This window comes from Streptomyces sp. NBC_00328 (genome assembly GCF_036139655.1).
Lineage (GTDB): Bacteria > Actinomycetota > Actinomycetes > Streptomycetales > Streptomycetaceae > Streptomyces.
Genome location: NZ_CP108013.1, coordinates 5,828,044 through 5,841,189 on the forward strand (window position 1 = coordinate 5,828,044; position 13,146 = coordinate 5,841,189).

Here is a 13,146-nt window from a genome sequence, read left to right on the forward strand (position 1 = left end):
TTCCGGCTGCCGCGGGGCGAAGGCCCCGGGCGGAATTCCGGACACGACTGTCAGTGGGCCGCGCTAGCGTGCGGTTCACAGAGTTCGCATAGGGGTGGGACGAATGAAGAGCACCATGGTGCGTCGTGTGACTGTCTCGATCGCGCTGACGACCGCGCTGGCGGGGGTGACGGCCTGCAACTCGTCGGATTCCTCAGGGAGTTCGGGCAACGGCGACAAGGCCGGCCACGAGAGCGTCACGCGCGTCAGCCCCATCGCGGCCTTGCGCTCGGCGGAGAAGTCCACCGACGGCGCCGACTCCGCGAGGGTCGAGTCCACGACGACCATGGGCACGCTGATGTCCATGAAGTCGGGCGGCGTCATGGCCTGGAGCGACGGCATCACCGGTGACCTGACGATCACGTACACCGGCGGCACGATGGCCGAGACGATGCGCCGGATCGGCAGCGACTCCATGGAGGCCCGCTATCTGTCCGACGCCTACTACGCGAACATGGGCGACGCCTTCGCCGCGCAGGCGGGCGGCAAGCACTGGATCAGGTACGGGTACGACGACCTGGCGAAGTTCGGCGGCAGCTCCGGCGCGCTCCTGAAGGACCAGATGCAGAACAGTTCGCCGAACCAGTCGGTGAAGCTCCTGCTGGCGTCCGGCGACGTCGACAAGGTCGGCGAGGAGACGGTCCGCGGCAAGAGGGCCACGCACTACGCGGGCACGGTGAACGTGAGCGACCTCGTGGCCCGGAGGTCGCACCTCACCACCGGCCAGCTCTCCGACCTGAAGAAGAAGTTCACCCAGGCCGGCATCACGACCGAGGACGTCGACATCTGGGTCGACACCGAGGACCTGCTCGTCAAGGCCGTCACCAAGGCCGCGACGGCGAGCGGCACGATGTCCTCCACGGCGTACTACAGCGACTACGGAGTGAAGGTCTCCGCCGTCGCACCCCCGGCCGGTGACACCGAGGACTTCAGGGACATCCTGGCGAAGCAGGGCATGACGCCGGGCAGCGGCGACACGTCCACCGGCTCCGGCAGCTCTTCCTCCTGAGTCCCGTGCCGCACTCTCCCCGGATCTCGCCGAACCTCTCCAAAGTCCCTCCCACACAGCGGAGTTGGGCGAAAACCCAGGTGATCATCCAGCTCTCCTGGGCTACGCTCGCGCCGAATCTGTGAATCGCTCATCCGTTCCTTGGGGAAACCTTGAAGCTTTCTGCGAGCACCCTGGCACGGCATCGGGCGACCGGGGCGGCCCTTGCGGCCCTGGTCCTCGGCGGGGGTGCGGTGGGCTGCACGAAGGGTGCCGGGGAGGAGTCGCCCGCGCTCACGCCCGCCGCGGCCGTGGCGAAGGCGGCGAAGAAGACCGAGGGCATCACCTCCTTCCGCTACCGGATGACCGGCGAGGTCCCGTTCGAGGGCCGGATCGGCGCCGAGGCGGTGATGAGGGTGAAGCCGCTGGTCATGAGCATGAAGATGACGGCCGGGAAGCAGGCATTCAGCGGCCCGTTCGAGATCCGGCTGGTGGGCAAGGAGATGTACGCCGACGGTGGTGCCCAGGTCGCCAAGGGTATGGACGGCAAGCATTGGATGAAGTTCGACATGTCCGTGCAGGGTGCGGACGGGCGGCTGAACACGGGCCGGACCGGCGACTGGCAGGCGGACAAGAACCCGGCGACCGAGTCCGCCTTCCTCATCGGCTCGAAAGACCTGGAGAAGGTCGGGAACCAGACCGTCGACGGCGTGAGGACCACCCACTACAAGGGGACGGTCCCCTTCGACGCGTATCGCAAGTCGCTCAAGAGCCAGGACAAGGCCACCCGAGAGAAGCGGGAGAAAGCCCTCAACCAGTACGCGAGGATGGGCGTCGACGAGATCACGATGGACATGTGGATCGACGGTGACGACCGCACCAAGCGGTTCCGTATGCGCGGGACCGCCGACAAGGGTCCGCTCGACATGACCATCACCTTCCTGGACTACAACAAGCCCGTGACCGTGACCGCTCCGCCGGCCAAGGACACCGTCGACCTCGCCGAGATGATGAAGGACGCCCAGCAGGGCTGATCCGCGCCGTCGGACGCGCCAGCACGTCCGACGGCCGGGCCGTTCGGCCGGATTTGCTTGACGGAGTCCAGTTCACGTACTCTCCTCGAGAAGCCAAAGACCGCTGGTCGTTGCCTCGCGCTCGCAAGAGGGTGTGGTGACCGAAGGATCCGCTGAAACTGCGGACGACCCGCGTAGGTGACCGTGGATGTGTTCCCGGAGTCCGCACGCCCAGCGTGTGGAGGAATCCGGTAGAGCTACGCCCCGTGCGCCTGCGCCGGGGCGTTTTGTTTTGTCAGTCCCTTCTGAGCGGTCCTCATCACCCGGAAGGAGGCCGACGCTCTATGGCAAGGCCCGACAAGGCTGCCGCGGTAGCCGAGCTCGCGGACCAGTTCCGCAGCTCGAACGCCGCCGTGCTGACCGAGTACCGGGGTCTCACCGTGGCGCAGCTCAAGACGCTGCGCCGTTCGCTCGGTGAAGACGCCCAGTACGCCGTGGTGAAGAACACGCTGACCAAGATTGCGGCCAACGAGGCCGGGATCTCTACGCTCGACGACCTGTTCAACGGTCCGACGGCGGTCGCCTTCATCACCGGTGACCCGGTGACGTCGGCGAAGGGTCTTCGTGACTTCGCCAAGGACAACCCGAACCTCGTCATCAAGGGCGGTGTCCTTGACGGCAAGGCGCTGTCCGCCGACGAGATCAAGAAGCTTGCGGACCTCGAGTCCCGCGAGGTTCTGCTCGCCAAGCTGGCGGGTGCCTTCAAGGGCAAGCAGACCCAGACTGCTCGCCTCTTCCAGGCCCTGCCCTCGAAGTTCGTCCGCACCGCGGAGGCGCTTCGTGTCAAGCAGGCCGAGCAGGGCGGTGCCGAGTAATTCGGCTCGCGCGTTGACCGCCGCCTGAGGCGACGGTCGTAGCGGGCCGAACGTACGCCCGCCTCACCAGTACATACCGGCACCTGCCGAATTAGTGGAAGGACGCCATCATGGCGAAGCTGTCCCAGGAAGAGCTGCTCGCGCAGTTCGAGAACCTCACCCTCATCGAGCTCTCCGAGTTCGTGAAGGCCTTCGAGGAGAAGTTCGACGTCACCGCCGCCGCCGCGGTCGCCGTTGCCGGTCCGGTCGGCCCCGCCGCCGTCGAGGCCGTCGAGGAGCAGGACGAGTTCGACGTCATCCTCACGGGTGCCGGCGAGAAGAAGATCCAGGTCATCAAGGTCGTGCGTGAGCTCACCTCGCTGGGCCTGAAGGAGGCCAAGGACCTCGTCGACGGCGCTCCGAAGCCCGTCCTCGAGAAGGTCGCCAAGGAGGCCGCCGAGAAGGCTGCCGAGTCCCTCAAGGGCGCCGGCGCCTCCGTCGAGGTCAAGTAACTCGACGAGTCCTCAGAGGACTCCTGTGAAGCTGTCACAGCCGCTCGAGTAGCGCTGTAACGCTGACGCACTGAAGAGCGATCACCCAACTGGGTGGTCGCTCTTCGGCGTTCCAGGGGGTCCCTGAAGCGGCAGCCTTGCGCTGCAGGCCGCGACGAGTATGGTGATCTTCGTTGTGCCTCCGGCCGCCCTGTGACAGGCAGAGGGACGGGTTGCAAGACGGGCCGCACGTGACGATCGCGGCACTTGCTTTGGGCATGGGGGGCCTTGACGAACCGCACGCAGCGCGCAATTCTCAGGACGCGTCGTCACAACGATCCGTATCCGAGGCATGGATCGCTGACGAAGAGGGCAGTATCGATGTGCATTGAGGGCGTGGCTTGCCGCAGGTGTTGAGAACAGTGAGAGTCTCAAGAAACCGGGACTGGACATCAGTGGGCCTAGTGGCTACACTGACCCTTTGCGCTGCCTGTTAGCTGCCTCCTGCCCGTCACCAGGGGCATACCCGTGTTTGAGCATCGACGGTTGGACTATCCCTGACCTGGCCTTTATCCGGCCGGATCGGGAACGGCCCGACGCTATGTCCGACATGGGACCGGTACGCGCGTAGTGAGTCCGAGCCCTCGGAAGGACCCCCTCTTGGCCGCCTCGCGCACTGCCTCGACCGCGAATACGAACAACGGCGCCAGCACCGCCCCGCTGCGCATCTCCTTTGCAAAGATCAAGGAGCCCCTCGAGGTTCCGAACCTTCTTGCGCTGCAAACCGAGAGCTTCGACTGGCTGCTCGGCAACGACGCGTGGAAGGCTCGTGTCGAGGCGGCTCTGGACAGCGGACAGGACGTCCCCACCAAGTCCGGTCTGGAGGAGATCTTCGAGGAGATCTCCCCGATCGAGGACTTCAGTGGGTCGATGTCCCTGACGTTCCGGGACCACCGCTTCGAGCCCCCGAAGAACTCCATCGACGAGTGCAAGGACCGCGACTTCACGTACGCGGCCCCGCTCTTCGTCACCGCCGAGTTCACCAACAACGAGACCGGCGAGATCAAGTCCCAGACGGTCTTCATGGGCGACTTCCCGCTCATGACCAACAAGGGCACCTTCGTCATCAACGGCACCGAGCGTGTCGTCGTGTCGCAGCTGGTCCGCTCGCCGGGTGTCTACTTCGACTCCTCCATCGACAAGACGTCCGACAAGGACATCTTCTCGGCCAAGGTCATCCCCTCCCGGGGTGCCTGGCTGGAGATGGAGATCGACAAGCGCGACATGGTCGGTGTCCGCATCGACCGCAAGCGCAAGCAGTCCGTCACCGTTCTCCTGAAGGCTCTCGGCTGGACCACCGAGCAGATCCTCGAGGAGTTCGGCGAGTACGAGTCCATGCGCGCCACCCTGGAGAAGGACCACACCCAGGGCCAGGACGACGCGCTGCTGGACATCTACCGCAAGCTGCGTCCGGGCGAACCGCCGACCCGTGAGGCCGCGCAGACGCTTCTTGAGAACCTCTACTTCAACTCGAAGCGGTACGACCTCGCGAAGGTCGGCCGCTACAAGGTGAACAAGAAGCTGGGCGGCGAAGCGCCGCTGGACGCCGGGGTCCTGACCGTCGAGGACATCCTCTCGTCGATCAAGTACCTGGTGAAGCTGCACGCCGGTGAGACCGAGACCGTTGGCAACAGCGGTACCTCGATCGTCGTCGAGACCGACGACATCGACCACTTCGGCAACCGTCGTCTGCGTAACGTCGGCGAGCTCATCCAGAACCAGGTCCGCACGGGTCTGGCTCGTATGGAGCGCGTCGTCCGCGAGCGCATGACGACTCAGGACGTCGAAGCGATCACGCCGCAGACCCTGATCAACATCCGGCCGGTCGTCGCCTCCATCAAGGAGTTCTTCGGCACCAGCCAGCTGTCGCAGTTCATGGACCAGAACAACCCGCTGTCGGGTCTCACCCACAAGCGCCGTCTGTCGGCTCTTGGCCCGGGTGGTCTCTCCCGTGAGCGGGCCGGCTTCGAGGTCCGTGACGTGCACCCGTCGCACTACGGCCGCATGTGCCCGATCGAGACCCCTGAAGGCCCGAACATCGGCCTGATCGGCTCGCTCGCCTCCTACGGCCGCGTGAACGCGTTCGGTTTCGTCGAGACGCCGTACCGCAGGGTCACGGGCGGCTTCGTCACCGACGAGGTCGACTACCTGACGGCCGACGAGGAGGACCGGTTCGTCATCGCGCAGGCCAACGCGCCGCTGACGGACGAGTTCCGCTTCGAGGAGTCCCGCGTCCTGGTCCGCCGTCGTGGCGGAGAGGTCGACTACGTCCCCGGTGACGACGTCGACTACATGGACGTCTCCCCGCGCCAGATGGTGTCGGTCGCGACCGCGATGATCCCGTTCCTGGAGCACGACGACGCCAACCGTGCCCTCATGGGCGCGAACATGATGCGCCAGGCCGTTCCGCTCATCAAGTCCGAGGCGCCGCTGGTCGGCACCGGCATGGAGTACCGCTGCGCGGTCGACGCCGGTGACGTCCTGAAGTCGGAGAAGGACGGTGTGGTCCAGGAGGTCTCCGCGGACTACATCACCACCGCCAACGACGACGGCACGTACACCACGTACCGCCTGCACAAGTTCTCCCGGTCGAACCAGGGCACCTCCGTCAACCAGAAGGTTGTCGTGGACGAGGGCGCCCGCGTGATCGAGGGCCAGGTCCTGGCCGACGGTCCCGCGACCGAGGACGGCGAGATGGCCCTCGGCAAGAACCTGCTCGTGGCGTTCATGCCGTGGGAGGGTCACAACTACGAGGACGCGATCATCCTGTCGCAGCGCCTCGTGCAGGACGACGTCCTCTCCTCGATCCACATCGAGGAGCACGAGGTCGACGCCCGTGACACCAAGCTCGGGCCGGAGGAGATCACCCGGGACATCCCGAACGTCTCCGAGGAGGTCCTCGCCGACCTCGACGAGCGCGGCATCATCCGTATCGGTGCCGAGGTCGTCGCCGGCGACATCCTCGTCGGCAAGGTCACGCCCAAGGGTGAGACCGAGCTGACGCCGGAGGAGCGCCTGCTGCGCGCGATCTTCGGTGAGAAGGCCCGTGAGGTCCGTGACACCTCGCTGAAGGTCCCGCACGGCGAGATCGGCAAGGTCATCGGCGTCCGCGTCTTCGACCGTGAAGAGGGCGACGAGCTGCCGCCGGGCGTGAACCAACTGGTTCGTGTCTACGTGGCGCAGAAGCGCAAGATCACGGACGGCGACAAGCTCGCAGGCCGCCACGGCAACAAGGGTGTCATCTCGAAGATCCTGCCGATCGAGGACATGCCGTTCCTGGAGGACGGCACCCCGGTCGACATCATCCTCAACCCGCTCGGTGTGCCGTCCCGAATGAACCCGGGACAGGTGCTGGAGATCCACCTCGGCTGGCTCGCCAGCCGCGGCTGGGACGTCTCCGGTCTCGCCGACGACTGGGCGCAGCGCCTGCAGGCCATCGGCGCCGACAAGGTCGCGCCGCGTACGAACGTCGCCACCCCGGTGTTCGACGGTGCGCGTGAGGACGAGCTCGCGGGTCTGTTCGAGCACACCCTGCCCAACCGCGACGGTGACCGTCTGGTCCTCCCGTCCGGCAAGGCGAGGCTGTTCGACGGCCGCTCCGGTGAGCCGTTCCCGGACCCGATCTCGATCGGGTACATGTACATCCTCAAGCTGCACCACCTGGTCGACGACAAGCTGCACGCCCGCTCGACCGGTCCGTACTCGATGATCACCCAGCAGCCGCTGGGTGGTAAGGCTCAGTTCGGTGGCCAGCGCTTCGGTGAGATGGAGGTGTGGGCGCTGGAGGCGTACGGCGCCGCTTACGCCCTCCAGGAGCTGCTGACGATCAAGTCCGACGACGTGACCGGCCGCGTGAAGGTCTACGAGGCCATCGTCAAGGGCGAGAACATCCCCGAGCCCGGCATCCCCGAGTCCTTCAAGGTGCTCATCAAGGAGATGCAGTCTCTCTGCCTCAACGTGGAGGTGCTGTCCAGCGACGGTATGTCCATCGAAATGCGTGACACCGACGAGGACGTCTTCCGCGCGGCGGAGGAGCTCGGCATCGACCTGTCCCGGCGCGAGCCGAGCAGCGTCGAAGAGGTCTGACGGGAGTCCGGCCGGGCCTTGGCCACCTGTGGAAAAGGTGATCAAGGCCCGCCGGCCCCAGGACCCCCGTATCAGACCCCTAAGACTTACAACCCTGAGAGGGATTGACGCATAGTGCTCGACGTCAACTTCTTCGATGAGCTCCGGATCGGTCTGGCCACCGCTGACGACATCCGTCAGTGGAGCCACGGCGAGGTCAAGAAGCCCGAGACCATCAACTACCGCACCCTCAAGCCCGAGAAGGACGGACTCTTCTGCGAGAAGATCTTCGGTCCGACCCGGGACTGGGAGTGCTACTGCGGCAAGTACAAGCGTGTCCGCTTCAAGGGCATCATCTGTGAGCGCTGTGGCGTCGAGGTCACTCGCGCCAAGGTGCGCCGTGAGCGGATGGGCCACATCGAGCTCGCCGCTCCCGTCACCCACATCTGGTACTTCAAGGGCGTTCCGTCGCGGCTGGGCTACCTGCTCGACCTCGCCCCGAAGGACCTCGAGAAGGTCATCTACTTCGCCGCGTACATGATCACGTTCGTGGACGAGGAGCGCCGCACCCGCGACCTGCCCTCGCTGGAGGCCCACGTCTCCGTCGAGCGCCAGCAGGTCGAGAACCGCCGCGACGCCGACCTGGAAGCCCGCGCCAAGAAGCTCGAGACCGACCTGGCCGAGCTCGAGGCCGAGGGTGCCAAGGCCGACGTGCGCCGCAAGGTGCGCGAGGGTGCCGAGCGTGAGATGAAGCAGCTGCGCGACCGTGCGCAGCGCGAGATCGACCGTCTCGACGAGGTGTGGACCCGCTTCAAGAACCTCAAGGTCCAGGACCTGGAGGGCGACGAGCTCCTCTACCGCGAGCTGCGTGACCGCTTCGGCACGTACTTCGACGGTTCGATGGGTGCCGCGGCGCTGCAGAAGCGCCTGGAGTCCTTCGACCTGGACGAGGAGGCCGAGCGCCTCCGCGAGATCATCCGCACCGGCAAGGGCCAGAAGAAGACCCGCGCGCTCAAGCGCCTCAAGGTCGTCTCCGCGTTCCTGCAGACCAGCAACAGCCCCAAGGGCATGGTGCTCGACTGCGTCCCGGTCATCCCGCCGGACCTTCGCCCGATGGTGCAGCTGGACGGTGGCCGCTTCGCGACCTCCGACCTGAACGACCTGTACCGCCGTGTGATCAACCGCAACAACCGCCTGAAGCGCCTTCTCGACCTCGGTGCCCCCGAGATCATCGTGAACAACGAGAAGCGCATGCTCCAGGAGGCCGTCGACGCGCTCTTCGACAACGGCCGTCGTGGTCGCCCGGTCACGGGCCCCGGCAACCGTCCGCTGAAGTCGCTGTCCGACATGCTCAAGGGCAAGCAGGGTCGATTCCGTCAGAACCTGCTCGGCAAGCGTGTGGACTACTCCGCGCGTTCCGTGATCGTCGTCGGTCCGCAGCTGAAGCTGCACCAGTGTGGTCTGCCCAAGGCCATGGCGCTGGAGCTCTTCAAGCCGTTCGTGATGAAGCGCCTGGTCGACCTGAACCACGCGCAGAACATCAAGAGCGCCAAGCGGATGGTCGAGCGCGGCCGCACGGTCGTGTACGACGTCCTCGAAGAGGTCATCGCCGAGCACCCGGTTCTGCTGAACCGTGCGCCCACGCTGCACCGCCTCGGCATCCAGGCCTTCGAGCCGCAGCTCGTCGAGGGCAAGGCCATCCAGATCCACCCGCTCGTCTGCACCGCGTTCAACGCGGACTTCGACGGTGACCAGATGGCCGTGCACCTGCCGCTCTCCGCGGAGGCGCAGGCCGAGGCCCGCATCCTGATGCTGTCCTCGAACAACATCCTCAAGCCGGCCGACGGCCGCCCGGTCACGATGCCGACCCAGGACATGGTCCTCGGTCTGTTCTTCCTGACCACCGACGGCGACCTGCGGAACGTGAAGGGCGAGGACCGCTCCTTCGCGTCCGTGGCCGAGGCGATCATGGCGTTCGACGCCGGCGAGCTCTCGCTCCAGTCGCAGGTGGACATCCGCTTCCCGGTGGGCACCATCCCGCCGCGCGGCTGGACCCCGCCGGCGCAGGAGGAGGGCGAGCCCGAGTGGCAGCAGGGTGACACCTTCCGCCTGCGGACGACCCTGGGCCGCGCGCTCTTCAACGAGCTGCTGCCCGAGGACTACCCGTTCGTCGACTACGAGGTCGGCAAGAAGCAGCTCTCCGAGATCGTCAACGACCTCGCCGAGCGCTACCCCAAGGTCATCGTGGCGGCGACGCTCGACAACCTGAAGGCGTCGGGCTTCTTCTGGGCGACCCGTTCCGGCGTCACCGTGGCCATCTCCGACATCGTCGTTCCGGATGCGAAGCGCGCGATCGTCAAGGGCTACGAGGACCTGGACGAGAAGGTCCAGAAGCAGTACGAGCGTGGTCTGATCACCAAGGAAGAGCGCACGCAGGAGCTCATCGCGATCTGGACCAAGGCGACCAACGAGGTCGCCGAGGCGATGAACGCGAACTTCCCGAAGACCAACCCGGTCTCGATGATGGTGAACTCGGGCGCCCGAGGCAACATGATGCAGATGCGTCAGATCGCCGGTATGCGTGGTCTGGTGTCGAACGCCAAGAACGAGACGATCCCGCGTCCCATCAAGGCGTCCTTCCGTGAAGGTCTGTCCGTGCTGGAGTACTTCATCTCCACCCACGGTGCCCGTAAGGGTCTGGCCGACACCGCTCTGCGTACCGCCGACTCGGGTTACCTCACCCGTCGTCTGGTCGACGTCTCGCAGGACGTCATCATCCGCGAGGAGGACTGCGGCACCGACCGCGGTCTGCGTCTGGCCATCGCCGAGCGCGGCGAGGACGGCGTGCTGCGCAAGACGGAGAACGTCGAGACCAGCGTGTACGCACGTGCGCTGGCCGAGGACATCACCGTCGACGGCAAGGTGCTGGCCCCGGCCAACACCGACCTCGGCGACGTCCTCATCGACGAGCTCGTCAAGCACGGCATCGAGGAGGTCAAGACCCGTTCGGTCCTGACCTGTGAGTCCGCCGTCGGCACCTGCGCCATGTGCTACGGCCGCTCGCTGGCCACCGGCAAGCTGGTCGACATCGGTGAGGCGGTCGGCATCATCGCCGCCCAGTCCATCGGTGAGCCCGGTACCCAGCTGACGATGCGTACCTTCCACACCGGTGGTGTGGCCGGTGACGACATCACCCAGGGTCTGCCCCGTGTCGTCGAGCTCTTCGAGGCTCGTACGCCGAAGGGTGTCGCCCCGATCTCCGAGGCCTCCGGCCGCGTGCGGATCGAGGAGACCGAGAAGACCAAGAAGCTCGTCGTCACCCCGGACGACGGCAGCGAAGAGACGGCGTTCCCGATCTCGAAGCGTGCCCGTCTCCTGGTGTCCGAGGGCGAGCACGTCGAGGTGGGCCAGAAGCTCACCGTGGGTGCCACCAACCCGCACGACGTGCTGCGCATCCTGGGTCAGCGTGCCGTCCAGGTCCACCTGGTCGGCGAGGTCCAGAAGGTCTACAACTCGCAGGGTGTGTCGATCCACGACAAGCACATCGAGATCATCATCCGGCAGATGCTGCGCCGTGTGACGATCATCGAGTCGGGCGACGCGGAGCTGCTGCCCGGCGAGCTGGTCGAGCGTTCGAAGTTCGAGACCGAGAACCGTCGTGTGGTCCAGGAAGGCGGCCACCCGGCCTCCGGCCGTCCGCAGCTGATGGGTATCACCAAGGCCTCGCTGGCGACGGAATCCTGGCTGTCGGCCGCCTCCTTCCAGGAGACGACCCGAGTTCTGACGGACGCGGCGATCAACGCCAAGTCCGACAGCCTCATCGGCCTCAAGGAGAACGTCATCATCGGTAAGCTCATCCCGGCCGGTACGGGTCTGTCCCGCTACCGCAACATCCGGGTCGAGCCGACCGAGGAGGCCAAGGCCGCGATGTACTCGGCCGTCGGCTACGACGACATCGACTACTCGCCGTTCGGCACGGGCTCCGGCCAGGCCGTCCCGCTGGAGGACTACGACTACGGTCCGTACAACCAGTGAGCCGGCTGCCAGTAGGCAGTAGGCAGTAGGCAGTAGTACGAAGGGCGGTCATCCCCGGTGGGGGTGACCGCCCTTCGGCGTTCCCGGTCCGAGCTTCTGGTGCGCTTCCGGTGAGCTTCGGGACCCGGGCCTAGCGCGGGAGCTGGAGATACGGCTCCAGGGCGCGCAGCCGGGTGTAGTTGTCGGGGTGGGTGGACAGCAGCCTGGCAAGACCGGTGGGCTCCTGGAGCTTCTTGCCCTGGCCGGCGGCGGCCGCCTTGGCGGCGTCCTCCTCTGCCTGGAAGTGGTGCAGGACCTCGGCCATCTCGGGCGCGAACCCGAGGGCCGCGGCCTGCTGGTCGGCACGCAGTTCGCCGAGACGGCCCGCCCAGGCGAGGAGGTAGGGCGCGACGACGAGGGGGATGGTGATGTACCAGGCGACGAGGAACCCGGCGATCACGAACATCCCCATGAAGAGGATCAGCAGCCCCGTCGCGGCCGCGGAGAAGACCCCGGCGACGGCGAGCGCGATTCTGGCCATCCCGCGGGTGAAGGCCCAGGCGAGCCGGCCGGGCAGCGAGTACCAGTAGCCGAGGAGCCCGGCCCAGGCGTGGCCGCCGGTGTGGTGGCCGAGTTCATGGGCGAGTACGGCGGCGAGGTTGCTGCTGGGAATCCGGTTGAGGGAGTAGGTGGTGACGCCGACGACATGGCCGGCGACGGCGACCGCGTTCAGGTCGTCGCTGTTCTCCACCATCAGCTCGTAGGTGTTCGCCTCGATGCCGGCCCGGGCGGTGACCTCGCGCCAGATCGGCTCCAGCCGGGCGCGTTCCTCGGCCAGCGGTGTCCGCAGCCTGAGCGCGTGCCGGGCGAAGCGGAGTTCGGTGGGCCGGTGGAAGACGAGTGCTCCCGAGGCCACCCAGGCCACGACGACCAGCCAGCCCACGACGGTGCCGAACAGCCCCAGAGCGAGGGCCGACACCACGGCGAGGCTCACCAGGGCCCCCGGGATCTGCGTGGCGAGCTGTCCGATGGCGGTGGCGTCCGCGCCCCGCTGATGGCCGGCCACGTGGACGCGTGAGCCCTGGTGACGGTAGTGGAGGTCGTCGGGCGCGACGGCGGGCCGCGGGACGAACGGCGCCGGCGCCGGCTGCGGCTGCCCCCCGAACCGCGGGTCGGCCCCCGGGGCCCCCGGGTACTGGGGCGGTGCCGGGCTTCCGGCCGCCGTTCCCGGGTACTGCGTTCCCGGGTACTGCGCTCCCGGTCCGCCGGGGCCGGGGGCTCCCGGGTAGGTACTGCCGGGGTACTGGGGCGCGGGGCCTTCGCCGCCGGGGTACGGGGGTGGTGCCGCCGCTCCCGGGTACTGCGGGGGGTGCCCTGCCGTCGTACCCGCCGTACCCGTACCCGGGTACTGGGGTGCCGGTCCGCCGGGGTACTGCGGCGGGGGAGCGGAGGCCACCGGGTACTCCGGGGGCGGGGTCGCGGCTCCTGGGTACGGGGGCCCCGGATACGGGGTCCCCGGGTATGCCGGTTCGTGGGCCGGGCCTGGAGGCTGGGACATGACGGCTCCTTCGGTGTGGCTGGTGGCTGTGCGGGGACGTCAGCCGGTGGGCGGCGGCCGACGG

At 67.0% G+C, this 13,146-nt stretch carries 7 protein-coding genes; 6 read left to right on the forward strand and 1 reads right to left on the reverse strand.

Features of this window, described 5'->3' with window-relative positions; all coding sequences use genetic code 11:
* Positions 1–103: 103 nt before the first annotated feature.
* From OG485_RS25635 to OG485_RS25660, 6 genes are all read left to right on the forward strand, one after another.
* Positions 104–1,048 carry a hypothetical protein gene (locus tag OG485_RS25635; RefSeq protein WP_328670883.1) on the forward strand — a complete coding sequence of 315 codons (945 nt, stop codon included), beginning with the start codon at positions 104–106 and terminating at the stop codon, positions 1,046–1,048.
* A gap of 152 nt (positions 1,049–1,200) precedes the next feature.
* Positions 1,201–2,061 carry a DUF1396 domain-containing protein gene (locus tag OG485_RS25640; protein ID WP_328670884.1) on the forward strand — a complete coding sequence of 287 codons (861 nt, stop codon included), beginning with the start codon at positions 1,201–1,203 and terminating at the stop codon, positions 2,059–2,061.
* A gap of 323 nt (positions 2,062–2,384) precedes the next feature.
* The gene (gene rplJ, locus OG485_RS25645; protein WP_326786081.1) at positions 2,385–2,915 is read left to right on the forward strand and encodes a 50S ribosomal protein L10; all 531 of its coding nucleotides are present in this window, start codon (positions 2,385–2,387) and stop codon (positions 2,913–2,915) included.
* Positions 2,916–3,025: 110 nt separating this feature from the next.
* Positions 3,026–3,406, forward strand: coding sequence for a 50S ribosomal protein L7/L12 (rplL, locus tag OG485_RS25650; RefSeq protein ID WP_328670885.1), 381 nt, complete (start codon positions 3,026–3,028; stop codon positions 3,404–3,406).
* A 639-nt stretch (positions 3,407–4,045) separates the two neighbouring features.
* Entirely contained in the window at positions 4,046–7,531 is a 3,486-nt protein-coding gene (rpoB, locus tag OG485_RS25655) for a DNA-directed RNA polymerase subunit beta (RefSeq protein ID WP_326786079.1), read from the forward strand.
* Positions 7,532–7,645: 114 nt separating this feature from the next.
* Positions 7,646–11,545 (forward strand): DNA-directed RNA polymerase subunit beta', encoded by a 3,900-nt coding sequence (locus OG485_RS25660; protein WP_328670886.1) that lies wholly within the window; start codon positions 7,646–7,648, stop codon positions 11,543–11,545.
* Between the two features lie 130 nt (positions 11,546–11,675).
* On the opposite strand, the gene OG485_RS25665 is transcribed toward OG485_RS25660, so the two are convergent.
* Positions 11,676–13,082 carry a M48 family metalloprotease gene (locus OG485_RS25665; RefSeq protein ID WP_328670887.1) on the reverse strand — a complete coding sequence of 469 codons (1,407 nt, stop codon included), beginning with the start codon at positions 13,080–13,082 and terminating at the stop codon, positions 11,676–11,678.
* Positions 13,083–13,146: the final 64 nt, after the last annotated feature.